20 protein-coding genes and 4 pseudogenes are annotated in these 23,655 nt (G+C 40.3%); 12 read left to right on the top strand and 12 right to left on the bottom strand.

From position 1 onward, the window contains the following. Positions 1 to 96: 96 nt before the first annotated feature. A complete protein-coding gene (locus R7Z10_RS02580) occupies positions 97 to 1,482 on the top strand; it encodes an MATE family efflux transporter (RefSeq protein WP_318103859.1) in 1,386 nt (461 codons plus the stop codon). An 84-nt stretch (positions 1,483 to 1,566) separates the two neighbouring features. Here R7Z10_RS02580 and nrdG read toward each other — a convergent pair whose 3' ends face one another. Together nrdG and nrdD are read right to left on the bottom strand one after the other, a co-directional pair. After that, positions 1,567 to 2,037, bottom strand: coding sequence for an anaerobic ribonucleoside-triphosphate reductase-activating protein (gene nrdG, locus R7Z10_RS02575; RefSeq protein ID WP_017634628.1), 471 nt, complete (start codon positions 2,035 to 2,037; stop codon positions 1,567 to 1,569). An 84-nt stretch (positions 2,038 to 2,121) separates the two neighbouring features. Continuing rightward, positions 2,122 to 4,242 (bottom strand): anaerobic ribonucleoside-triphosphate reductase, encoded by a 2,121-nt coding sequence (nrdD, locus tag R7Z10_RS02570; protein ID WP_005388026.1) that lies wholly within the window; start codon positions 4,240 to 4,242, stop codon positions 2,122 to 2,124. A 309-nt stretch (positions 4,243 to 4,551) separates the two neighbouring features. On the opposite strand from nrdD, the gene R7Z10_RS02565 reads away from it, so the two are divergent. Continuing rightward, positions 4,552 to 5,415, top strand: coding sequence for an endonuclease/exonuclease/phosphatase family protein (locus tag R7Z10_RS02565; protein ID WP_017634630.1), 864 nt, complete (start codon positions 4,552 to 4,554; stop codon positions 5,413 to 5,415). On the opposite strand, the gene R7Z10_RS02560 is transcribed toward R7Z10_RS02565, so the two are convergent. Genes R7Z10_RS02560 through R7Z10_RS02550 form a run of 3 tightly spaced genes read right to left on the bottom strand, consistent with a single transcriptional unit; the run spans position 5,412 to position 6,576 of the window. Further along, positions 5,412 to 5,852, bottom strand: a complete 441-nt coding sequence (locus R7Z10_RS02560) for a YeeE/YedE family protein (RefSeq protein ID WP_318103858.1) — start codon at positions 5,850 to 5,852, stop codon at positions 5,412 to 5,414. The two genes, R7Z10_RS02565 and R7Z10_RS02560, sit on opposite strands and share 4 nt — an antisense overlap. 14 nt (positions 5,853 to 5,866) lie before the next feature. Beyond that, positions 5,867 to 6,268 carry a YeeE/YedE family protein gene (locus R7Z10_RS02555; RefSeq protein WP_025767756.1) on the bottom strand — a complete coding sequence of 134 codons (402 nt, stop codon included), beginning with the start codon at positions 6,266 to 6,268 and terminating at the stop codon, positions 5,867 to 5,869. Positions 6,269 to 6,285: 17 nt separating this feature from the next. After that, positions 6,286 to 6,576 carry a metalloregulator ArsR/SmtB family transcription factor gene (locus R7Z10_RS02550; protein ID WP_318103857.1) on the bottom strand — a complete coding sequence of 97 codons (291 nt, stop codon included), beginning with the start codon at positions 6,574 to 6,576 and terminating at the stop codon, positions 6,286 to 6,288. A 151-nt stretch (positions 6,577 to 6,727) separates the two neighbouring features. Here R7Z10_RS02550 and R7Z10_RS02545 point away from each other — a divergent pair. After that, positions 6,728 to 6,844 (top strand): annotated as a pseudogene (locus R7Z10_RS02545) (pyridine nucleotide-disulfide oxidoreductase); the annotation flags it as partial. 135 nt (positions 6,845 to 6,979) lie between these two features. Then, positions 6,980 to 8,683, top strand: coding sequence for an FAD-dependent oxidoreductase (locus R7Z10_RS02540; RefSeq protein ID WP_318103856.1), 1,704 nt, complete (start codon positions 6,980 to 6,982; stop codon positions 8,681 to 8,683). A gap of 191 nt (positions 8,684 to 8,874) precedes the next feature. Here the strand turns inward: R7Z10_RS02540 and R7Z10_RS02535 are convergent. From R7Z10_RS02535 to R7Z10_RS02520, 4 genes and pseudogenes are all read right to left on the bottom strand, one after another. Continuing rightward, positions 8,875 to 9,641: pseudogene (locus R7Z10_RS02535) on the bottom strand (IS5 family transposase). 168 nt (positions 9,642 to 9,809) lie between these two features. Next, positions 9,810 to 9,950: a hypothetical protein gene (locus tag R7Z10_RS02530; protein WP_158155115.1), complete on the bottom strand. Its 141-nt coding sequence runs from the start codon at positions 9,948 to 9,950 to the stop codon at positions 9,810 to 9,812. A gap of 95 nt (positions 9,951 to 10,045) precedes the next feature. Further along, positions 10,046 to 10,160, bottom strand: a pseudogene (locus R7Z10_RS02525) (IS5/IS1182 family transposase); the annotation flags it as partial. Positions 10,161 to 10,413: 253 nt separating this feature from the next. Beyond that, positions 10,414 to 12,753: a hypothetical protein gene (locus R7Z10_RS02520; RefSeq protein ID WP_158155117.1), complete on the bottom strand. Its 2,340-nt coding sequence runs from the start codon at positions 12,751 to 12,753 to the stop codon at positions 10,414 to 10,416. A 600-nt stretch (positions 12,754 to 13,353) separates the two neighbouring features. Between R7Z10_RS02520 and R7Z10_RS02515 the strand changes: the two genes are divergently transcribed. Then, positions 13,354 to 14,148: a metallophosphoesterase gene (locus tag R7Z10_RS02515; RefSeq protein ID WP_158155119.1), complete on the top strand. Its 795-nt coding sequence runs from the start codon at positions 13,354 to 13,356 to the stop codon at positions 14,146 to 14,148. Positions 14,149 to 14,519: 371 nt separating this feature from the next. Further along, the gene (locus R7Z10_RS02510; RefSeq protein ID WP_318103855.1) at positions 14,520 to 15,092 is read left to right on the top strand and encodes a hypothetical protein; all 573 of its coding nucleotides are present in this window, start codon (positions 14,520 to 14,522) and stop codon (positions 15,090 to 15,092) included. A gap of 188 nt (positions 15,093 to 15,280) precedes the next feature. Here the strand turns inward: R7Z10_RS02510 and R7Z10_RS02505 are convergent. The 3 genes and pseudogenes from R7Z10_RS02505 to R7Z10_RS02495 all read right to left on the bottom strand — a co-directional run. After that, positions 15,281 to 15,535 (bottom strand): annotated as a pseudogene (locus R7Z10_RS02505) (H-NS family nucleoid-associated regulatory protein); the annotation flags it as partial. 97 nt (positions 15,536 to 15,632) lie between these two features. Next, complete coding sequence (locus R7Z10_RS02500; RefSeq protein ID WP_025613228.1) at positions 15,633 to 15,902, bottom strand: hypothetical protein; 270 nt, start codon at positions 15,900 to 15,902, stop codon at positions 15,633 to 15,635. A gap of 33 nt (positions 15,903 to 15,935) precedes the next feature. After that, positions 15,936 to 16,265, bottom strand: coding sequence for a hypothetical protein (locus R7Z10_RS02495; RefSeq protein ID WP_158155123.1), 330 nt, complete (start codon positions 16,263 to 16,265; stop codon positions 15,936 to 15,938). 276 nt (positions 16,266 to 16,541) lie between these two features. Between R7Z10_RS02495 and R7Z10_RS02490 the strand changes: the two genes are divergently transcribed. The 6 genes from R7Z10_RS02490 to brxC all read left to right on the top strand — a co-directional run bounded on the left by R7Z10_RS02490 (position 16,542) and on the right by brxC (position 23,621). After that, a complete protein-coding gene (locus R7Z10_RS02490) occupies positions 16,542 to 17,027 on the top strand; it encodes a hypothetical protein (RefSeq protein ID WP_158156046.1) in 486 nt (161 codons plus the stop codon). A gap of 156 nt (positions 17,028 to 17,183) precedes the next feature. Continuing rightward, positions 17,184 to 17,612 (top strand): hypothetical protein, encoded by a 429-nt coding sequence (locus R7Z10_RS02485; protein ID WP_158155125.1) that lies wholly within the window; start codon positions 17,184 to 17,186, stop codon positions 17,610 to 17,612. Positions 17,613 to 17,797: 185 nt separating this feature from the next. Then, the gene (locus R7Z10_RS02480) at positions 17,798 to 18,703 is read left to right on the top strand and encodes a WYL domain-containing protein (protein WP_318103854.1); all 906 of its coding nucleotides are present in this window, start codon (positions 17,798 to 17,800) and stop codon (positions 18,701 to 18,703) included. After that, a complete protein-coding gene (locus tag R7Z10_RS02475; RefSeq protein WP_158155127.1) occupies positions 18,696 to 19,292 on the top strand; it encodes a DUF1819 family protein in 597 nt (198 codons plus the stop codon). The genes R7Z10_RS02480 and R7Z10_RS02475 overlap by 8 nt, the downstream gene beginning before the upstream one ends. Next, positions 19,292 to 19,879 (top strand): DUF1788 domain-containing protein, encoded by a 588-nt coding sequence (locus R7Z10_RS02470; protein WP_158155129.1) that lies wholly within the window; start codon positions 19,292 to 19,294, stop codon positions 19,877 to 19,879. The genes R7Z10_RS02475 and R7Z10_RS02470 overlap by 1 nt, the downstream gene beginning before the upstream one ends. A gap of 64 nt (positions 19,880 to 19,943) precedes the next feature. Next, the gene (gene brxC / locus R7Z10_RS02465; RefSeq protein WP_158155131.1) at positions 19,944 to 23,621 is read left to right on the top strand and encodes a BREX system P-loop protein BrxC; all 3,678 of its coding nucleotides are present in this window, start codon (positions 19,944 to 19,946) and stop codon (positions 23,619 to 23,621) included. Positions 23,622 to 23,655: the final 34 nt, after the last annotated feature.

Below are 23,655 nucleotides of genomic sequence, written 5' to 3'. Positions count from 1 at the left end.
AGTAGAGAGTTTTACAAAGGTTTTGGATTCCTTTGAAAAATACACCGCCAAATCATGAGGATAAACTACTCGCATTAATCTTTAAGGAGAAATGCGATGCTCTTAACACGCGAATACATCGATAAAGTATTTTGGCAAAAACTGATTACGATTGGCCTACCTGTTTCACTTCAGTCCATGCTTTTTGCTTTGCTCGGCGTCGTGGATATTTTCATGGTAAGCCTACTCGGTGAATCTGCAACGGCAGCAGTTGGAGTTGGAAATCGTATCTTTTTCTTCAACTTAGCGGTTGTCTTTGGCCTATGCGGTGCAGTTACCGTACTTGCTTCTCAATACTACGGCTCAGGAAACCTAGCCGGAATTCGCAGAACGTTGGCGCAATCTTGGTTTATTTCCATTTTGGTGACGCTGCCGTTTATCGTTCTTTATGCGATTTTTGATGAAGAGATCGTCTCTTTTATGTCAGACGATCCTGAATACGTCACTTATGCACGTGATTATCTTGTGGTTACGGGCTTTAGCCTCATTGCTACGGCGATAGTAGTACCGATTGAAGCGGTATTGCGCTCCGTGGGCCAAACCAAACTGGCAACCAACGTTAGTATCTCCGCCATTGTCGTTAACATCGCGCTTAATTATGTTTTGATTTTTGGTTTATTTGGTTTCCCTCAATGGGGCGTATTTGGTGCAGCCGTAGGTAGTTTTGTTTCTCGATTTTTCCAAACCGCCGTCTTGATTTATTTTTTCTACAAACGATATGCTTACCTAATTCCGACTAAGTTCGATTGGGTACAAGGCCGCTTAAAACAGTATCGAAAAAAGTACTTTAAGGTTTCTTTACCCATGTTGGTCCACGATGCGCTTTGGACTGGTGGATTGATCGTTTACAGCATCATCTATGGTCAATTGGGCGTTTCAGAACTGGCGATCATCTCATTCTTATCACCGATTGAAGGGGTACTGATTTCAACCTTTATGGGATTTGCGGTCGCTGCATCCGTTCTTCTTGGGAATGATATTGGTGCAAAACATTATGACCGAGTCGAGAAAACGGCGTGGTGGTATGTGTTAACCAGCGCAATCTTAGCCACCTTGCTGTTTTTCCTAGTGTGGTTGAGCTCGCCCATGATTCATCACCTATTGGTACTGAGCCCGTTAACCGATGCAGACATGGCACTTAACGTATGTTTAGTCATGGCGCTAGGTATGATTTTGAGGGTGTTTAACATGGTTGGGATTGGCGGCGTACTAAAGAGTGGCGCTGATATTCGCTATAGCATTTTCATCGACACGTTCGGTCAGTGGGCTATTGGCATCCCCCTTACTTATTACACAGGCATGGTGTTAGGGCTGCCTTTGCATTTTGTCTTGATGTCTCTGCTCGCGGAAGAGTTAGTGAAAGGCGTACTGACGACTTACCGTATTCAATCTAAACGTTGGATAAATAATATGGTTGAAGATGACCAATCGGTGACGGCGTAACCAAAAAGACATTAACGAACTCACACCAAAAGGGCTCACCCGTTATGCACGCGTGAGCCCTTTTTATGTGCGGAGAATGCTTGATTAGATGTCCGTAAAGCGATGAATGATTTGGTTTGAACTGCCACGCCATTCGAGATTGAGGTCTTTCTTGTCTTGTTCAAACTTACCATCAATCAAAACATCGATGTATTGCACCACTTCCCTTTGCGCGTTATTCAGTTCCGTCAGCGTGTAGCCAGTCCAAACCCAAATGTCTTTACCTGGGCACTCCTCTCTCACCCTTTTCACTATCTTCAAAATATGAGGCACATTAGCAGGGTGAAGCGGATCTCCACCCGACAACGACAAGCCACGGCGTTTGATACGCGTGTCGTTTAAGTCAGCGATGATTTTGTCTTCCGCTTCTTGCGTGAAAAGTACACCAGAATCCAAACGTTGCGTCGACTGGTTATAACACCCACGGCACTGATGCACACAACCCGACACAAACAGCGTGCAGCGCGTACCCGGTCCGTTAACAACGTCAATTGGATAGTATTGGTGGTAATTCATAATGCGTCTCTGTGTTATCGCGAAAGAGAAAATCAACCTGTTTAAAGTTGATTTTCAAAGTGTTAAAACGAGTGGTAGTAAACCTTACAGGTGTTTAACTCGGCGCTTCACTTCTTCTTGCTTACCGAAGTTAAACGGGCGTGCATCTGGGCTGCCTAGGTAGCCACAAACTCGACGTGTTACTGATACTTTAGTTGAGTCATGGTTACCACAGCTTGGGCAAGTGAAGCCTTTACTTGTACAGTCAAACTCGCCGTTGTAGCCACACTCGTAGCACTCATCAATTGGCGTGTTTGTACCGTAGTAAGGCACTCGGGTGTAACTGTAGTCCCATACGTTTTCTAGTGCTTCAACGTTACGTTGCATGTTCGGGAACTCGCCGTAACAGATAAAGCCGCCGCTTGAGATTTCTGGGTAAGGCATCTCAAAGTCGATCTTGTCGTATGGGTTCACCTTCTTCTCAACATCTAGGTGGAAGCTGTTGGTGTAGTAACCTTTGTCTGTTACGCCTTCAATTACGCCGAACTCTTTCGCATCGATGCGGCAGAAACGGCTACATAGGTTTTCACTTGGCGTTGCATATAAGCTGAAACCATAACCTGTTTCGTCAGCCCATTGATTCACAGCATCTTTTAGATGCTTGATGATCGCGACCGCTTTTTCACGCAAAACAGCGTCATCATAAACGTGCGCTTCTGTACCGAATAGCGCGTTAATTGTCTCGTGTACACCGATGTAACCAAGAGAAATAGACGCACGACCGTTCTTGAAGATATCTGCGATTGAGTCGTCTGCTTTCAAGCGAACACCACATGCGCCTTCCATGTATAGGATTGGGGCCACACGTGCTTTCACGTTTTCAAGGCGAGAGATACGTGTCTCTAGTGCTTTACGAGCAAGACGTAGGCGGTCATTTAGAAGCTCGTAGAATTTCTCTTCGCTTCCGTTTGCACGGATAGCGATACGAGGAAGGTTCAAGCTCACGACGCCAAGGTTGTTACGACCTTCGTGAATCAGCTCACCGTTTTCTTCGTAAGTACCAAGGAAGCTACGGCAACCCATTGGCGTTTTGAATGAACCGGTTACTTCCACTACTTTGTCGTAGTTAAGAATGTCTGGGTACATACGCTTAGACGCACACTCAAGCGCAAGTTGCTTGATGTCGTAGTTTGGATCTTCTGATTTGTGGTTCAAACCATCTTTGATGCCGAATACAAGTTTAGGGAATACCGCTGTTTTACGGTTCTTGCCTAGACCTGCAATACGATTCTTCAGAATCGATTTCTGGATAAGGCGTGATGCCCAGCTTGTACCAAGACCAAAACCAAACGTAACGAATGGTGTTTGACCGTTCGCCGTGTGTAGCGTGTTTACCTCGTACTCTAGAGATTGGAACGCGTCGTAACACTCTTTCTCAGTGCGTGCTTTTGCGAACTCTTCTGGCTCAGCAATGTTCCACTCTTTTGCGATCTCTAGGTGTTTCTCGTAGCTTGTGATTACGTACGGTTCTAGAACCTCATCAATACGGTTGATGGTTGTACCGCCGTAAATGTGGCTCGCGACTTGAGCAATGATTTGCGCTGTTACCGCTGTTGCAGTCGAAATTGATTTTGGCGTATCAATCTCAGCGTTACCCATTTTAAAACCATGCGTCAGCATGCCTTTAAGATCGATAAGCATACAGTTAAACATTGGGAAGAACGGTGCGTAGTCTAAATCGTGGTAGTGAATGTCACCCACTTCGTGCGCTTGAACCACATCGCGAGGAAGAATGTGCGTCTTCGCATAGTGTTTCGCTACGATACCAGCCAACAAGTCACGTTGAGTCGGAATTACTTTGCCGTCTTTGTTCGCGTTCTCGTTGATTAGATCCAGATTACTTTCTTCAATCAAACCTTCGATTTCGCGAGTTAGTGCACTTTGCTTCTCACGAGCGATGTCGCGATCGTGGCGATATTCAATGTAAGAACGCGCTAGGGCTTTGTAAGGACCTTGCATGAGTTCATTTTCGACTAAGTCTTGAATCTCATGGATGTGAACTTCATCGTGTTCTCTTAACTGTAACTCGACAGCAAGAGCCACATTAAGAGCATAAATAGCGACATCTTTATCTTTGTTTTCCGCTGCTGCTTCAACTGCTGCTTGGATACGATCCCTGTTGAACGGAGCTCTTGATCCGTCGCGTTTGATTACGATTGGTTTCACTTTGTTCTCCTTACCCGAGCATACTCACAGAGTTATCCACAAACACACTATATGGGGTTATTTTTTATTCTGGCAACACAATATATTGTGGCGTATTTAACGAGAAGCACCACTCGAAAACATTGATTTTGATCAATAAAGATTGGCTAGCGAACAAGAAGAAATCGATCTTATTGGCGTTGATCTCAGTTGCGAAGAAAACCATGAAAATTGCAAAATTGGTACTAAATCTACTTGCTATTTTTGGAGGTCTTGTAGGATAAAGGATGGAAAGGAATACGCTAAAAGATAGGAGTGCAACAGGCCAAAATGCGATCACTTTTTGTTACGTTAATATTACTTTTTAGTTCTCTTTCATTTGCTCAAAACTCCATCAATCTAACCAGTTGGAACATAGAATGGTTATCTATAGATGGTGGAAAAGTGTCGAGAACACCACAAGATTTTGAAAAACTGACCCACTATGTGGATAAAACACAAGCCGACATTTTTGCTTTTCAAGAAGTCGAAAGTGCTGCTGCCATCCAAAAAGCCGTTGGCAATGACTTCACTATTTATCTTTCCGATCGTTCAAACGCCTCCAACCGACACCTTCAGTTTAACGACACCAACCAATACACAGGCTTTGCCGTGCGCAATGTCGTAAGCGTATTAGACAAGCCAGACTTCTCTATCACACGAGGCAACAGCAAGCTTCGCTTCGCGAGCTACCTTGTTTTAAATCCAAACCAAGAAAACGAGACTCACCTACTCTCTGTACATCTGAAAGCGGGTTGCAGTGGCGCGTATCGTAATAACCGCGATTGTAAGATAGTGAAACAACAAGGACTGGCACTAGCTAAGTGGATAAAAGCGCGCGAAGACAACAAACAACAATATGTGGTGCTTGGCGACTTTAACCACAATCTGGGTTATCGAGGAGATTGGTTATGGGAAGTACTATCGGACAATACCGATGCTAAGTTAGTGACCAAAAATACCAAAGCGGAATGTAAAGTGCGTTCTAATCGTAATCCGAATAAAACCCACCAATTCCGCTCGGTGATAGACCACATTATTGTGAGTGGTGATTTAAAGGCGTCGTCTGGTGTTCAAACTGTTTTCAAAACACAAGATGTGCTCGACTACAAACTGAGTGATCATTGCCCGGTATCTACGACGCTCTCTTTTTAGCCACGAACCACTCTTTTAGCGGTGAATGACCCAACCAACATTGCCGCTATAAAGAGCAGAACTTGTACGTTGCCAGTAAAAAGGCTGGCAAGCGCAGGACCAGGACACACACCCAGTAAGCCCCAACCAATACCAAACAGTGCTGCACCACCGACTAACTTTTTGTCTATCGTTTTAGAAGTCGGACAGACAACCTCATCACCAAACACAGATTCGCTTCTTGGCTTTATTAATAAAAGATAAGCAGGAACGAACACAACAAGTGCTCCGCCCATAACGAAGGCTAAGCTTGGGTCCCATGAACCGGTAATATCAAGAAAGCCGATCACTTTTGCCGGATCTGCCATACCAGAGACCACCATACCAATACCAAAGAGCACACCAGAAAATGCAACAACGGACATTTGCTTAATACTTTTCATTACGTGAGTTTTCATAACGACACTATTCCTCACGATACTAGCAAGACGGTTAACATGGCTGTGGCCATAAAAGTACACGTCGCGACCACAGAACGGATTGAGAAACGCCCTATTCCACAAATGCCATGGCCACTAGTACAACCATTGCCGATACGCGTACCAACACCGACTAACAAGCCAGCAACGATAACTAAAATAAGAGAACCGCTGTACTGATCTGGTACATGCCCGCCAAGAACATAAACAGCAAACAAGCCACCTAATACCATCGCAATTAAAAAAACAATTCGCCAAACGCGGTCTGCGCTCTCAACGGCACCGTTTAAGATCCCACTGATCCCAGCAGTCTTGCCAGTAAATAGCATCAGTGTTATCGCTGATACGCCAACTATTATGCCGCCCAACAGCGACATCCAAGGAACTTCAAACATAGCAACCGCCAAACTAATTACTTACAGAAAACTTGCTTAAAGGCCTCAACCAACGGACCAACTCTTTCATCAGAAATTGAATAAAATACCTGCTGAGAAACTTTTCTAGCTTTAATAATGTCGTGCTTTCTCAATACGGTGAGATGTTGTGAAAAAGCAGATTGGCTTAATGATGAACCTTCAAACAGTTCACCAACCCCTTTCTCGCCTTCAATCAGCTTACACATCACGATTAGGCGCTCTGGATGAGCCATAATTTTAAGCAGCTCACTCGCTTCGGTCGCACTTTGTAGCATACTGTCGTCCATTCTTATGCCTCTTCATTACTACATTACATTTCATTAGATATTACTAATTAATATTATTAAGTCAATGCTAATGTAGATTAAATAACATTAGACTTAGCTAATTTATTTAAGTAAGGTGTAGGCGTTTTCGATCATTCAGCAGGAGAAATCCATGAGCAAAATCGTGATTATTGGTGGGGTTGCTGGAGGTGCATCTGCAGCAGCTCGCGCTCGTCGTCTTAGTGAAGACGCAGAAATCATTATGTTTGAACGCGGTCCATTTGTGTCATTAGTCAACTATATGATAGACGACATTAAAAATAGTTTAGCACTGCTCTTAATATAATCTTAAAAACAAACAAAAATTTACTTGTTTTCGAGTGTATTATTGTTTGTTTTTTACTCGCTAAGTTGGAGTGTCTATATGACCAAAATTCTCATTGTCGGTGGTGTGGCTGGCGGTGCATCAGCAGCAGCCCGCGCTCGTCGTTTAAGTGAAGATGCAGAAATTATTATGTTCGAACGAGGTAATTTCGTGTCTTTTGCTAACTGTGGCCTTCCCTATCACATCGGTGGCGACATCAAAGATCGCAGTAAATTATTGCTACAAACACCAGAAAGCTTTTTAGCGCGCTTCAACGTTGATGTTCGTGTAATGAATGAAGTGGTATCGATAAACCGTCAAGACAAAACAGTGACAGTAAAAAATCTTCTTGATGGCTCAGAATACGAAGAGACATACGACTTCCTATTACTTAGCCCAGGTGCAGGCCCTATCGTTCCACCAATCCCTGGTCTGGATAACCCGTTGACTCATTCACTTCGTAATATCCCTGATATGGATCGCATCATTAAAACGATCCAGATGAACAAGCCAGAGCACGCCACGGTTGTAGGCGGCGGTTTCATTGGTTTAGAAGTAATGGAAGCCTTCCACCGACTTGGGATTAAAACCACTTTGCTTGAAATGGCAGAGCAAGTCATGACACCTGTTGACCGTGAAATGGCAGGTTTTGCTCACGCAGAAATCCGTGAAAAAGGGATCAACCTGAAGCTTGGGGTGGCGCTTGAATCTGTTCAGTTCTTACCTAACGAGCATATTGCAAGTATCGAGGCTGGTGAAAGCGAAAAGCACCAACACTTAGAAGGTGAACTGGAACTCACTCTAAATAACGGTGAAAAACTCACCACCGATATTTTGATTATGGCAATTGGTGTTCGCCCTGAGATCAAATTGGCAAAAGAATCTGGCTTAGAAATCGGTGCTCTAGGTGGTATTTGTACCAATGAATACATGCAAACTAACGATCCTTCAATTTACGCTGTTGGTGATGCAGTTGAAGAAAAAGATTTTGTCACTGGCGAGCAGACACTTGTTCCTCTAGCTGGACCAGCAAACCGTCAAGGTCGTATGGCTGCCGATAACATGCTAGGTCGCAAAGAAACTTACCAAGGTACACAAGGTACTGCGATTTGTAAGATCTTCGACCTTGCTGTGGCTTCAACAGGAAAAAATGAGAAACAATTGAAACATGCTGACGTTGAATACGAAAAAGTTTACGTCCATACCGCAAGCCACGCGAGTTACTATCCTGGTGCAGAAGTCGTTTCATTTAAAATGTTGTTTGATCCAAAGTCGGGCAAGATTTTCGGCGCTCAAGCAGTTGGTAAAGACGGTATCGATAAACGCATCGACGTTATGGCCGTGGCTCAACGCGCAGGTATGACGGTAGAGCAACTTCAACACTTAGAATTGACTTACGCGCCACCTTACGGCAGTGCAAAAGATGTGATCAACCAAGCTGCGTTTGTCGCAAACAACATCATCAAAGGTGACGCGATTGCGATTCATTATGATGAAATCGATAAATTGTCTGAAAACCAGGTCCTTCTTGATGTACGTAATCCAGGTGAACTTGAGTCGGTAGGATATCTTGAAGGTGCAATCAACATTCCTGTTGACCAATTACGTCATCGTATGAACGAGCTACCAAAAGACAAAGAGATTGTGATTTACTGTCAAGTTGGGTTACGTGGTAACGTTGCCTATCGTCAGTTAGTTAACAATGGTTACAAAGCTCGTAATCTTATAGGCGGTTATCGAACCTATCTTCATTCAAAAATGTAATTACTATTAACAAAATTGACAGCCAGCACTTTGATCGCTGGCTGTTGTATAACTAACCGTATCCCTTAATAGTCTGTCCACTGTGCTGTAAAATCGGCACTAGCAATTTTGTCAACTAATTGTAAGATTTGGGTACACCTCTCCACCTTCAATTTTCTTCAGAAAAAACAGATGACCAGGTTACTAAGAACCTATCCATAAAGGGATTTATTCCAAACAATGAGGCCACAAGCAAAATGCAGCATGGCATCGTAGTTTTCTATTTTCTTCTCCCAACGAACAAGTAATCTACGATAGCGGTTTAACCAGCTATGGGTTAGCTCCACAATCCAACGATGAGCCTTAAAATCATCAGATTGTTTAACCTCGCAGCCTCTTATACTCGGATTGAACATGAGGGATGTAGTTCAAAGTAACCAGTTCACATGTAACCACTGGCCTGTATAACCTTTGTCTAGATACAGTGGCATTTGTAAAGGTGGTCAATAACACGCTAATGCTTCTAAAGTTTGAAGTACCAATTTGATATCGTGAACGTTGGCACCATCGCTGACTACGGTAAGTGGCAATCCATTCGCATCCGTCAACAAACTACGTTTTACTCCTTGTTTCACTCTGTGTGTTGGGTTCTTTCCTGTTTTTTGAGCCAGCTAAGGGGGACAGCCCCATCCACTGATAGAGAACGCCAATCAACTCCACCGTAAACCAGACCGTTTTGCCAAAATCGCTCAAATACTCCCGCATCTCGCCACTCTTGAAAGCGGCGATGCGCAGAGCTAGAGGGACAAATGCATTCCACTGACAAGCAGTTCTGAGAACAAAAAATGCCGTTCATCGCATCGCGGTTATCGACTCGTCTTCGATGCGTACCTAGAGGATTGTTAGTCTTGTGGACGGGAAGTCGCGGCTCTATTTTTTCCCAGAGGGCATCGGAGATTAGGTATTGTGTTGAACTCATTTGCAGTGTTTTCAATAGGTGTTGATTTAACTAAAACAACACCTATTGAGATAGGTCCTAAGTCTTGAACAGTACTGAGCTAGCCACGACAGCAATACCTCTTTTCTACGGAATATTCCGCTTAGATAGCACAGCTTTATGCTGTGCAGGTGCAAATAAAGATTATTCTTAATACTTGCCGTCCAGCTCAACTTGATAGTCACCGATGATCTCTTCAAGTTCGTTTTTATAGGTCGCTGTTCCTTCAACTATCTTATCTTGGTAGTTCGAAATATCGTGCTCAAGCAAGTCAAGAGACTCTGTTAGCACAATATCACTGTCATTTGAGTACTGTTACTCCTTTTAGCTTTATGCTTCATATAAGCCCCCGTATATATGCTTTAGTAATAACCACACTTACCATTTTTACATTGCCATGCATCTATGGCTAAGTCATCTATATAGTACGTAACTGAACCACGTTTACACCGTCTTATTCTACTTTCCCCAGTTAGTTATTTTCTTTTTCACTTTACCCACATCAACACCGAGCGTTCTAACCATAACAAAGGAGCTGATCGCAAGGTTGGGAATTTTTTTAACTGATTTAAGCAACGCGCCCTTTTGCTGACAAGTAGTTAAAAAAGCGCGATTGATTAGCTAAGATACTATTTCAGTTGAAAAGGATTCAGTTAATCGGAAAAGCACTTTCAACGTTAATTTTTTAGTGTTAGTGAAAATCAAAATCCTAATTATCCCTTGTATGTCTATAAGATAAAAGTTTTTAAAATTACTATTTATCCTCTTCCATATAGGTGAATTTGTAAGACTTTCCAGAGTCAATTCTCTTAGAATTAAAACCAAGCGATTGGAATATATTTTTAATTTTCCTTGTAATTTTAGCTTGTCCTATATTTTCATCTTTACGTTCAGTAATTTTGAGTTTATTTGGAAGAATATGATTGATGATGCTTCTATGGTTATATAGTTCCTTATCTATACCTATAAATGAACCATGAAAATTTTTACCTTTATACTCTTCTCTGCTAGAGATAACAATAAAGTCTTGAACTAAATCAACCTTAAGTATACTTCGAAGGAGTAAAGCTGCTTCGAGTTTAGTTTTCTCAATTGCTGAGGATAGCTGACTAATAGTTCTCCCTGTCATGATAATTTCTAACACATCTTTATCAAAGTGCGGATTTTTTTTCTTACCATAAATACCACTTGGTAAATTATCAAATGAATCTTCAACAATATTGAACTTCAACTTAGCTAAGGTTAATTTAAGAGCATCATAAAAATTATCAATCAGCACTTTTTTTCTAAATTCGATACTGGACTCTATCCAATCCTCAGGAGAATTATTATATTTATTATGGTCTAACGTGCTCGGTGTAGATAGACCAAAAATGCCAAATCGGATCTTCTTTGCTTTCCGTAATCGTCTGGAAGATTGTATTATTTCTTTGGGTGTCAAAACTTTATCACACAAACAATAAACGGTATCCGTGTAATTCGATTCAATACTGAAGCCTTCTTTTAAAACTGGACTGCATATAACAGTATGATACTTAAATATTTCCGTATTTGGGCTACGGATAAATTCTTCGACAGCCTCTTCATGGTGTTCTTTCAAGAATTTGCTTGCAACAATTACAAGTATTTGGTTATCCAAGGCACTTATATAATCTACATTGCCATCATCACTAATAAATCCCGATTCTTTCAAGATAACATCAACTTTATCTTTTGAAGATGAGAATACAAAACAGTTCTCATTCACATTTTGGATTTTATCAATGATAGTTTGTTTTTCATGGCTTCCATTTAAAAGAGATACCTCTATAGACCCAAAATCATGTTCTAGACAAGAATTATATGCGTTCGCGAGCAATACGTTCCTTTCAAAATTTAACAAGCTCTTGATGACATTTTTTGTTATTTTGTTAGTAATATCCGCGTCCATTAACAACAGTTTCGTATTAGGGTCATTTAATGAATATTGAAGTAATTCTCTGACTATAGATTTTTCACGTTCGTCTATATAGCTATTACTTTTTGAATATAATGCCTCAAAAACTTTTTCCACCTCATCAATAATAATTATATCTGATGATATCACAGAATCTATAATATGCGGTTTACTTAATGATTTTAATGTCGTAGCAATATGTTTACTTTCTTCAATTTCATAGAGAACTGCTTCTGATGTTATAATATGGCAAGGCTCTAATTCTACCATTAACTGACTGACTTTTTCTTGTAGCCTATGCTCATAAGACTGAATTACCGACTTCAAATTTGAAATTATCGATGTTTTTTTTCCTATGCGATGAGCATGAATAACAACGTCTAGAGCCAAATCAGTTTTACCACTACCTGTACCTGATTTTAATAGAGTAATATCAGGTATAAACTTCCACAAATCCCCTCGCCCCATACCTCGCAAACGTTTTAAATATCGGATATTCAAATCACTATTGCCATTAATTGCACCTTCAAAATAAATAAAAGAACCAGGATCAGTCACTTCTTTTGAAAAAACCAATGACTCATCAACTATATGATGAACAAAATTTTCGGCTGACTTTCTTTTAATCTCTACAACTGAGGTTAAATCTAGATCTAATGAAAATGCAATTGCACTATCTATATCTTCTTGACTAAATTGATCTTTTACAGATTTTCTAGCTTTCAACATAGCCATTGATGTGCAAAAGTTCGATGCATTATGCCTTATCAAAAATTTATATACAGATAAATAGTAATTAAAAGTTATGTCTTCAATAAGTGGGTTACTTAAAAACTCAAATATTACGTTTCCATCAAGATCATGAAAGAGCATGCTTTTTATATTGGATATATTTAATCCTTTATAAATAAAAAAATTATTAAACATTGAAAACGAGAATTTTTCATCAGAGATATAAATCGCTTTCAACCAATTTTTAACTATAAGACCTCGTTTATGATATTCTAAAGCTCTTTGTATATCATTAACATGTTTAATATGTATGACTCTTCGATTATCGTACATAGCCCATTCTGGAAGCATATCTGATAATACAATGATGCACTCATTACATTTTTTATTTCCATGTAATGAGAAATACTCTTTACTGTTTGCCATTAAATTATAATCATATGAAAATTGATGTATTTACTATCAATCAAAGCGAGATACCTTATCGTGAATGACACTGTTCCGTACCTTCACCCAACTGTCCTATTAAAATAAAAATGCTTTGTAAATCTAACATATTACATGAATTCCCGCACTGATTGTCATAGTAACAAGTCTCTAATGAATGACGACTTGTGCCCCCTTAACCTTATAGTTGTACAGCAACTCCATGTTTATTGGCGCAGCTACGCTGCGAGAAACGATAGGTAAGCCCTGTGTCGCGTCCGTGCCCAACTGTGTGTCTTCGTTTCTCCCACTTCCTTTTCGCTATGCACTTTTTACGTGAATATATAAATTTGACGATAAGTGCATAGCTGACGTCATCCCTCCATTTGATATTGCACAGCTTCGCTGTGCTGACTTGACGCAGCTACGCTGCGAGAATCGATAGGTAGGATCTGTGTCGTATCCGTGCTCAACTGTTTTATGACCAGAAGTTACAATTTCAAGTAACTGATAGAAGTGCCTTAGCGTATATACTCACTTCTCTAATCCCAATAACCAATGTAATATGAAGTAGTCAATCAATCTTAAGGCCATGATAGTTTGAAGTTTTACGTTGTCTCCGACCTACATCTCGACATTCACGGAATACGCCGTGATTATTGGCATGACTTCGATAAAGAAGCTACTTTGATCGTTGCAGGTGACACGGCGAACGGTCTCTCAGGCATAACATACGTAAAGAATGTACTTTGCCGCCACTTTAAAACCGTCATCATGATTGCTGGAAACCATGAATGGTATAGCAACAAAAGTAGATCCTACTGTAAAAAAAGCACACTCCTTGGCAACGAATCCATTACCAAATCTGGCGTTATCAAAGATTATACGAGTTCAGTACTAGTAAGGCTTAAGGCTCATAGCGATACTACTAAAAACCTGTTCTTTTTGAATAATGAATCGATTGAGTTGGAAGGATTCACTATCTTTGGTGGAACGCTCTGGTTTCCTATTCATACATACTCTGCCGAGCTTGTAGAAGCATATTCTGAGTTGATGAACGACATTAAGTTTATTGACAGCTCAATGATTGAAGAGCAGTACAAATCGTTCGTTAAGAACCTACCAGAAAAAGTTGATCTTGTTGTTTCACATCATCTTCCTTCTAAAGAAGCCTTCGCCTCAGAAGTAAATGCCAACAGTGTCTATACTCCCTATTACCAAGCAGGGCTAAGTAATGACTTGATTTCAAGAGCGAGGTTTTGGGTGGCTGGGCATCAACATGATGCTGTAGAGAAACTCATCGCTGACGGTAATACCACCTTAATTTGTAACCCCAAAGGATCTGTCCGCTTGAGAACCAGTGGACTAATGCCTAAAAAAGCTTATTATCTCTAACCACAAGCTAACAAGAAACTTCGGCATTTGAAAGTTCTCTCTACTACTCTTCTTAGTATTCAGATGACCAGATCGTGTCTTTGTCCGTTATCTAGTTAAATATTTTAGGTAATAGCTTTCCCTACCGAACATACGAAAACTTAATTTTTATAAAATGATTTCGGATGGAAATCAAAGTTTACCTTTGTACTAGTAACAATGCCTTCCTCAATAACAACATATATCTCAGCTAGAAAAAATAATTACGTAATACTACGATTATTTTCACCTACCGTGTCAGATAATTCAGCACAGTAAAATATTCATAGACAAACAACAAATGTAAAATTATAATTAATAAATATAAATACAGGATATAAAGGCAAACCAAAATGAATAAATCCACTTTTAAAAATATCACCATCACAGAAAGAGAAAATAAAAGTAAACTCAGACTACGTAAAGGTAAACAGCGCCAGGATACAATTTTCGAAGTAGACCTAAACACGAAAAGCAACATCTTTAATCATGGCGTTACTAGCCACGCTCGAAGTCTAATTAAATTCAATAATATGGCGCAGGCAGAACAACTCGATCAGATGGTCGGGACTATTCTTCACGACATTGCTGCTAATAAAACCAAAATAATTAGTGAATTTAAAGAACATATCTTTCGTGTTAATATAAAAACTGAAAAGATCCAGATTAAAGTAATTAAATCACATAAAGACAAGGTTAAGAAAGCCTTCCGATCAGCTAAATTCAATTGGGACGATCTAGCATGGGAAATTAAGAAATCGTCTGCAAACATGAAAAAGGCATCACAGCTAATTCAAGAAATTAAAGATATAGCGACAGAGGAAGACATTCTCGCAGTTCTTAATGTTAGTGATGGTTACATATCTAAAACTCTTCTAGATATGACTTCATCAAAACAATATCAAACTCAAAATTCTAATGATTAATCAAATGATAATGTTAATCTCTCCTAAATACTCAGTAGCGTACTCTCGCCCGCTTTCACACTCAGAAAATCGAATCACAAGTTCTCTGCTAGTGCAAAGATTTCAGAAAAAGCGCACTGAAAAATGCCCAGCGTGTGCTGGGCTTATCGATAATTCTAGATTCTTTAATCAATGAGTGGGCCAAGGCTTTAGATTGCGAATTTTTCGAGTGTTTTACCTGCATCAAGAGCTTCTTGAATGGCTGACGGAGTGCTTCCTTGACTAGTCCAGGTTTTCTCGATGCCATTTGCATCCATGTATTTGTGCTTCGTGGGTCGAAGTTCATGCTTACCCTGCTTTTTAGATTTCTTAGTACTAGTCGATGATAAAGCTGAAATCAGTTCATTGACATCTAATCCTTGAGCAGAAATTTGTTTTGCTTCTTTTTCTGCTTCTTCTGCACGAAGGGATTAGTTGCACACCACTGCGCTATTGGGATGGAAGACAATTACGATAAACTCCTCGGCTTCAAAGCTCACCAGTAACCACTCTGTTGTTTTTCTACACAAGTTTGTAGTTCACGGCTTTATGAAAGTGAGTCTCCTCATTGTTCATATCGAGTTTTTCCGAGCAGTAAGGACAAAAGCGAATATTAAACGCCGTTTGCCATAAAAGCTCTCCCACGGTATTGATTTCCGTGCTTAGCTCCAAGTCTCTTTCTTTTGCAGTTTCTGAAATGAATAGAAACCATTGTCGATCTGATGTGTAATGATCCGTGAAATAGATAACAACCTCTTCTGGCATGTGTTCACATTGATGCTGTTTATTCATGCATTCACCTTCGGCTTTAATGAGTTTATCTGTCTAAAAGAATACGAAGTTTTCTGATGTCTCAGTCGCTACGTTTCTTCTCGATTTATACCTGTTACAACCATATAGTCCAGGAACACGAGACTCCTTTTGGATCGAGCTTTGCTGATATAAATTGTTGGTAACGGACTTTTCTCTAGTACCAGAATACCTAAAGCGCTCGAGTTGTTCTTCAACTGTTAATGAATTAGCTTTAAAAATTGCTTCTTCATCTGAAATACATAAACTATTCTTTCCAACATTATTATCAGAAAAAATTTCAACACTTCTTTTATTAATGTAATGATACTTTCTTTTTTTCTTAGTTTTTACTTCAAAACTCATAATTATATCCATTAAAAATAAAACCAATAACTTTAATTAACCATAATTACTCCCCACTGTAAAGAATATTTTATAACTTTATGCTCTGCTAATTTAATAATTAAATATTTAATTATTAAATCTCAAATAAAATATAATTATCTGTAGTTATGACTATATAATCTCATCAGATTAATGTTGTTTTAATATTAAACATAACATAGAATGATGTTGCTAAAGCCATTAAGTTTAATCATTTTTAATGTAAGGAGTTCCATCTTGAAAATGATTTTCGAAATGCAGTATCGGCGTAGAGAGAAGTTCATCTATAAACGTGAAGAGATCTGCTCAATCTTTAGAAGTGATGATATTGAGCAGATCATCGCAAAAAACGACTACATCGTCAGTATTGATTTTGAGCGATTTGTTTACTTGCGTTCGACATTGCCGCCTGATTTTTTTGATAAATTAGCCTTGTCACTGCGAGAAGACGAACTGTGTTATATATCTTTCGAAGATGCCCTCTCAAGGTGGAGTGTTATCTCTCAGATCCCGATGATTTTAATTCTGGGTACAACAGGGGAATCAGGTTTTTATAAGACTAGGTTTGGCAGTATTGAGTTTGTCCATGTTCCTCATAGTCGAGAGGTAATACTTTCAAATACGACCGAACCTTATTACGCTATTCGATTAGCTAAGAAATTTTTTGCTTTCGAAGATTTAAAACGGATTGATAGAAACATGCATCTTATCGATTACGAAGAACTCTATTGTGATGACTAAATAATTAAAATGATAAACCTTCACTTTTTATAGAATTTAATTGACTTTAATCATCATCAGTTATAATTTAAAAACAGACTCGTTAAACACCCCGCGTGTCACTTAATAAATCTACAATAAACGAAGTTTTTGGGGTAAGTTTATTAAGGATTTATTATGCAAAATTTGAAGAACTATCAAGAACAGTTAAATAATCAACTTTCTTTGATTAACCGCCCTATACTTACTAGTCATGACATTCGTTTAAACGGCAGAAAATTACATATCACTTCCCCACTAGACCTGTGCCTTACTTTTGCACAATCTATGGAACTTGTGCTCCTTTCGTATATCAAATTGAACGATGGTTCCGTTATTATGGCAACCTTTTCAAGCACGTTTCTATGTCAGGTTGAAAGTGAGGAAGACATTTTAAACGTAGTGTTTGCTCTCAATAAATCTCACTTTAGAAATATAACTGATAATGGGCAACTTCAACTTTATCTTTTTGATGATGTCGATAACAACTCCGAAATGGATGATTTATGTTGCTCTTTCTCAATTAACGACTGGCTAAAACAAGTTAAGACCCATAAAACCTCGTAAACCATATTTTTACTCTATGTTAATCTTTCCCCAGATTGATTGTTGCCAGCGTGTAAACGCTGGCTTTTATCGTCTGTGCCTACCTCACATTTATGCTCAATAAAACACCCATCAACACTATCTGGATTGATGTAAGACCCAAAATGGTTCATACTTCAAACATTAAATAATTCATGATAATTGCTATGGAACAACTTAGCTACGCTCAAAAACAACGTTTGTCTTATATAGATTTCCGTTTGATGTTTGTGGGCCATTTTTCGCGAGCTGAAGTCGTCGCACATTTTAAGATGGGGCTTTCCAATGCCACTCGGGACATTAACCTGTATAAAGAACTGGCTGGCGAGAACCTTGTGTACGACAATGCCGAGAAGCGTTATTTCCAAACGTCATTTTTTAAGCCACTTTTTGACTATGATGCGCAAAAAGCGCTCAGTCAGCTTACGCACAACTTCAGTGATAGCATCGACATAATGGAAGATGTTCGTTTCCCTGTTGAAACACCGAGTCAGCTTGCTGTACCCGATATCCACATTGTTTCTAAGCTAACCCAATCAGCACTCAACAACAAAGCGGTATCGATTGGATACATTTCTCTAGATAGTGGCCCAAGCAAAAGAACGATAGTACCACACACATTAGTGAACAATGGTCTTCGATGGCATGTACGTGCCTACGATATGAAGAGCCATGAGTTTCGTGATTTTGTTGTTACTCGTATAACTAAAGCCAAACTGCTGGATCTAGCGGTATCAGAGTCTCAATCCAAGATGTCAGATAACCAATGGTTACGTATCGTTCCATTAGAGCTAGTACCCCATCCCCAAAATATTAAGCACCCCAAAGCCATTGAGTTGGATTACAACATGAATGATGGTGTTTTATACCTCGATGTTAGAGCTGCTATTGCTGGTTATTTATTACGAAGACTCAATGTCGATTGTTCTGATAGTGCCAGATTACTGTCTCCAGAACACCAATTATGGCTGCGTAACAGTCCAACACTTTATGGTATCGAAAACCTACACTTAGCCGCAGGCTACGAGGGGAATCGAACTCAACTTCATTCTTTAGGAAACATTGATGTCTGAACACAAACGCTACCTAGGCGATCTTATTGGTGGAAGTCTAATGCTCCGTGAAAGCCAAATCATTGCCGATCTACTATTAACAGAACCAACCCTAGAGGCTTGGAACAAAGCGATTGTAGAAGATAACATCTTGCAAAAGCCTTCAGCTGCGTCAGCTAAACGCAATGCCGCGACTATCAAAAAGCGTCTGGAGTCGTTAAACAACGAGTACCTTCAAAAATTAGCTTATAGCGGTACAGAAGAAGCAACACAGTTAATGTTCGCTGCAACATTAATCAACGCCCCTATCCTAGCGGATTTCATGCGAATCGTAGTAACAGACGCAAAGCGTATGTATAGAGAAGCATTGAACGTAGATGACTGGCAGCATTTTTGGCAGGAGCGCGGACGCTTATACCCAGGTTTACTGGAGATGTCAGAGGCATCTACATATAAAATATCCCAAGTCGCGTTCAAAGTTTTAGCAGATGCAGGCTATATAGACTCCACCAAACACAAAAAACTCATGAATATCTTTGTCTCACCTGATGTACGCAGTCTCCTATCAGAGATGGATAGAGATGATATCGTCAGAGCAATGGAGCCATAATGCAAACAGTACAGCAACTCCAGCAACGTTTGGAAAAAGTGCAAGTCAGACTGGAAAGTGATGAATTTCTTACCAATAAAGAATTAGGCGGTGAGATAGGCTTCTACATTTTCGACTACCCTGCTGAGCACGAGATTATCGTTCGAGAGCATATCGACTTTTTGACTAAAAAACTGGCATCACGCAGCGAAATCACAGGTAAACGCTTCGCAAGTATCAATTTGTATGAAATGGTTGTCGAGTTACTGAAGTCTCGTAAGCTCCTCGACCGAGCTTACAAGATGCAATTTGAGAAAGGTGATGATGCCTTATTCAAAGCACTAAAAGGCCCTCTTGAACAAAATCGGTTTGCTGAATTTATTGTGAAACAGGCTAATGTACTTGAGTGCGACTTCGTAATCTTACACGGCCTAGGCAGTGTCTGGCCTATCATTCGCGGGCATGGTCTTCTCAATGCATTGCATGCCAAAGTGGGTAACGTGCCTACTGTAATGTTTTATCCAGGTGAATATGATGGAGCAACATTAAAACCATTCGGCCGTATCGAATCAAATAACTATTACCGTGCGTTCAAACTCGTCCCGTAGCTCAGTAAAAAGTATATGACGATGAACTTGCAAACTTACAATAAGCATGTTGGTTAGAAAAAGAATGAATATTAAACAACTTTTTACGAAAGATATCGCTCGCCCTATCAATGGCGTTGTTAAAGCAGATCAAACCGAAAATGAAACCGTCTTCGTCGAACTTGATGAATACGTAATCACGAATGAACTAAAAGAGCATATAGAGAACTTTTTTAAATTTTATATGCCCTCTGTGTACGATCCTGAACAAGCTGCGATCACTGGCAAATCAGGGATTTGGGTTTCTGGTTTTTTCGGTAGCGGTAAGTCGCACTTCATCAAGATCCTGTCATACCTTTTGAAAAATGTGTCGGCTACTGATGGAAAAACAACTCGCACAGCGTTTGATTTTTTCTCTGAAAAATTGAAAGACGATGCATTCCTAGTTGGTGACATTGAAAAAGCGATCCAGAAAGACAACAAAGTTATCTTATTCAATATTGATAGCCGAGCCGACACTGATGACAAAGAAGATGCGATTCTTAAGGTCTTCCTAAAAGTATTCAATGAAGAAATGGGCTACTCAGGCGATCATGCGCATATTGCCCACTTGGAGCGAGAACTGGATTCTCGTGGACAGTTTGAAGGCTTTCAAACAGCCTTTGAGTCAATTACAGGTGAAAGTTGGCTAGAACAACGGGATTCCTATGATTTCTACCGTGATGACATGGCCGAAGCACTGGCACAGGTTACGGGGCAATCATTAGATTCCACTAAGCTGTGGGTCGAGAAAATTGAAGAAAACTTCCCTCTGGATATTGCCAATTTCTGTAAGTGGGTAAAAGAATACCTTGATGGGAATCCCGATCGCCGCTTGCTCTTCTTCGTCGATGAAATCGGTCAGTTTATTGGTAAAAACACCCAGATGATGCTCAAACTACAAACTATCACCGAGAATCTCGGAACAATTTGTGGTGGTCGCGCTTGGGTGATAGTGACTTCTCAAGCCGATATCGACTCCATTGTTGGCGGTATGCAAGGCTCAAAAAGCCAGGATTTTTCCAAAATCCAAGGTCGATTTGAACGTATTTCGCTTTCTAGTTCCAACACAAATGAAGTCATCGAAAAGCGTCTACTCAGTAAAACAGAGGAAGCTAAAAGTCACCTGTCTGAACTTTATGATGCCAAAGGCGATATCATTCGTAGCCAGTTGAGTTTTGAACAAAGCAATGCGGCAGAAATGGCGAACTATCAAAGTAGCGATGATTTCATCAATACCTATCCATTCGTGCCGTACCAATACAACTTGGTACAAAAGATCTTCACAGGCATCAGCCGTGCTGGTGCTTCAGGGCAACACATGAGTCGTGGTGAACGTTCGTTGATTGACGCCTTCCAAATCGCCTCAAAAAGATTTGCCGATGAAAACGTAGGTCGCTTGATCCCAATTCACAGTTTTTATCACTCTATTAAGAAGTTTCTTGATGATGCTGTCGTGCGTGACATTAACCATGCCGCAGACAAATCTTCCATCGATGAATTTGCAGTTCAAGTTCTGCAAACTTTATTTATGATCCGTTACGTCGATGAAGTGAAATCCAATATCGATAACTTGGTAACCCTTTGCATCAGCGAAATTGATCAGGACAAACGCGCGTTGCGACTGGCTATTGAGGTTCGCCTCGAGGTATTGGAACGTAACAACTTAATTGCTCGACAAAACGATGAATACATTTTCCTTACTAATGAGGAAAAAGAGATTGAAGAAGCGATTAAGAAGACCGATATCGAACCTTCAGATGAGACCACCGAACTGAGTAACATCATCTTTAACGAGATATTGCGTCGCAACAACAACTACCGTTACCCAGAGAACAAGCAAGATTTTCCAGTGGCTCGTTTTTGTAACGGTGTTCCTTTTGATCGCAATTTAGACAGTGATATTTTGCTGAAAGTCGTTTCACCTATCGACAACAGTTACGACGAATACAACGACGCTACCTGTGCAAACTTTTCATCAGATTGCATTCTTGTCAAACTGAATGATAACCCTCGACTATTCGATGATCTTCGTGCTTATATAAAGACGGAAAAATTCATTCGCAAAAGCAGTAGTGCCTCAGGCTCGAGTCAAGAACAGATCCGCCGCGATAAAGCCAACGAGAACATGAATCGTCGCAAGCGATTAGTCGGAGATCTCGAAGAACTCATCAAAGAGTCTGATTTTTACACGCTTGGCTCTGGCTTTGATGCAAAAGGTAGCTCACTTGCTGTCATGCTAGAGGGAGCCTACCGCTACATCATTGAAAATACTTTCGGTAAGCTCAAACTGATCAAGCCATTCCCTGGAAATATCCTAAGCGAAACACAGCAAACTTTAGCCGCTGGCGATACGGCACAGATTGGCCTCGACTTAGCAGGTGAAGAAGCCAATCCACTCGCAGTTCTTGAAATAGAACAGCACGTTTCATTAAGTGACGACCATGGTTACGCGGTCACAGCGGCCGATATCATCAAGAAGTTCTCAAAGCGCCCTTATGGTTGGAACACCGATGAGATCATCCTAATATTGGCACGTCTTGGCCTTGCCAATAAACTTGTGTTTCAGGCTAATCAACAGGAAGTCCCGTTAAAAGGCTTATATGAACATCTAAGTAAGTCTCAAAAAAGAGCGAACCTGCGTATTCGCCGTATCAAGCAACAATCTGAAGCTAATCTCAAAAAGGCAGCGAAGCTGTATAAAGACCTTAGCTTGGGCACCGCTCCTAGCGCCGAAAAAGAGTTATTTAACTCAGCAGTTGAAAAGTTAAATCAATGGCTGACTAAACTGAGACGATTCAAATCTATGTCATCGACTGGTCATTACCCTGGTGGTAACGAGATCGATGATGGCATTATGTTGTTATCAGGCTTAACGGAAATCAAAACCAGCTTCCAGTTCGTTGATGAATTCATCGCTAAAACCAACGACCTGCTCGATTTTGAAGAAGACTATGAGTTACTGGAAAACTTCTACGAAACTCAGTTTACAAGTTGGCAAGGGCTAGAGCGAGCTTTAAATATCACCTTCTCCGCAAACCGAGCGTTCCTTGAAAAGAATGCAGAGGCAATGGCTGCACTTGATAAACTGACTGCTATTTACCACAACACATCACCGTATCGAGATATTCGTAATATTCAACCTCTGGTTGAGACGCTGACCTCAATCAATAACCAACTGATTGAAAAACAGCAAACTTATACCATTAAAAAGCTCGAACAACGTATTGGTGAAGTTAAAGAACTGATTGAAAACGCTGGAGCAAGTGCAGAGATCAGCAATAAAGCATTATTGCCTTTCCAGAACGCAATTAAACGCGTGCAACGTGAAAACAGTGTTTCGCAGATTAAGCACGAGCTTATCGAAGCGGATGATTGGTTTAACGATGCGGAAAAGGCAGTGAACGCCTACATTCTTCAGCAGCAAGCGCTAGCGGAAAAAACGCAAGAAACACAATCTTCAAATTCAGAAGCCACCGACTCACCATCATCAACGAGTCAATCTTCTGCGAACTATGGTTCATCGACGACAGAAGCAATGCCTGTCCGCGAAAAAGCGCCCAAGGCAAAGCCTACTCAAGCAATTGATGCGATGGAAGTCTACAGAGAAGTCTCTGAGGCGACTTATATGGAAACCGTCGAAGATGTTGAAAATTACCTGAAGGCGCTGCGCGATAAACTGGTCACTCTCGTTGAGAGTAACCATAAAGTACGCATTAAATAGCAGTGAAAAACAACAACCATTGAATTTCTGCCTG

The organism is Vibrio sp. Vb1018, from assembly GCF_033338775.1.
Taxonomy (GTDB): domain Bacteria; phylum Pseudomonadota; class Gammaproteobacteria; order Enterobacterales; family Vibrionaceae; genus Vibrio; species Vibrio alginolyticus.
Note: the sequence above shows the minus strand (reverse complement) of the source record. Positions and strands in the feature narration are given on the sequence as shown.

Coding starts and splice junctions, on each gene's coding strand:
- R7Z10_RS02565 (WP_017634630.1), top strand. CDS start 4,552: ATGCGATCACTTTTTGTTACGTTAATATTACTTTTTAGTTCTCTTTCA.
- R7Z10_RS02485 (WP_158155125.1), top strand. CDS start 17,184: ATGCAAAATTTGAAGAACTATCAAGAACAGTTAAATAATCAACTTTCT.
- R7Z10_RS02490 (WP_158156046.1), top strand. CDS start 16,542: ATGCAGTATCGGCGTAGAGAGAAGTTCATCTATAAACGTGAAGAGATC.
- R7Z10_RS02480 (WP_318103854.1), top strand. CDS start 17,798: ATGGAACAACTTAGCTACGCTCAAAAACAACGTTTGTCTTATATAGAT.
- R7Z10_RS02550 (WP_318103857.1), bottom strand. CDS start 6,576: ATGGACGACAGTATGCTACAAAGTGCGACCGAAGCGAGTGAGCTGCTT.
- nrdG (WP_017634628.1), bottom strand. CDS start 2,037: ATGAATTACCACCAATACTATCCAATTGACGTTGTTAACGGACCGGGT.
- R7Z10_RS02580 (WP_318103859.1), top strand. CDS start 97: ATGCTCTTAACACGCGAATACATCGATAAAGTATTTTGGCAAAAACTG.
- R7Z10_RS02470 (WP_158155129.1), top strand. CDS start 19,292: ATGCAAACAGTACAGCAACTCCAGCAACGTTTGGAAAAAGTGCAAGTC.
- R7Z10_RS02560 (WP_318103858.1), bottom strand. CDS start 5,852: ATGAAAACTCACGTAATGAAAAGTATTAAGCAAATGTCCGTTGTTGCA.
- R7Z10_RS02475 (WP_158155127.1), top strand. CDS start 18,696: ATGTCTGAACACAAACGCTACCTAGGCGATCTTATTGGTGGAAGTCTA.
- brxC (WP_158155131.1), top strand. CDS start 19,944: ATGAATATTAAACAACTTTTTACGAAAGATATCGCTCGCCCTATCAAT.
- R7Z10_RS02540 (WP_318103856.1), top strand. CDS start 6,980: ATGACCAAAATTCTCATTGTCGGTGGTGTGGCTGGCGGTGCATCAGCA.
- R7Z10_RS02495 (WP_158155123.1), bottom strand. CDS start 16,265: ATGAGTTTTGAAGTAAAAACTAAGAAAAAAAGAAAGTATCATTACATT.
- R7Z10_RS02520 (WP_158155117.1), bottom strand. CDS start 12,753: ATGGCAAACAGTAAAGAGTATTTCTCATTACATGGAAATAAAAAATGT.
- R7Z10_RS02500 (WP_025613228.1), bottom strand. CDS start 15,902: ATGAATAAACAGCATCAATGTGAACACATGCCAGAAGAGGTTGTTATC.
- R7Z10_RS02510 (WP_318103855.1), top strand. CDS start 14,520: ATGAATAAATCCACTTTTAAAAATATCACCATCACAGAAAGAGAAAAT.
- R7Z10_RS02555 (WP_025767756.1), bottom strand. CDS start 6,268: ATGTTTGAAGTTCCTTGGATGTCGCTGTTGGGCGGCATAATAGTTGGC.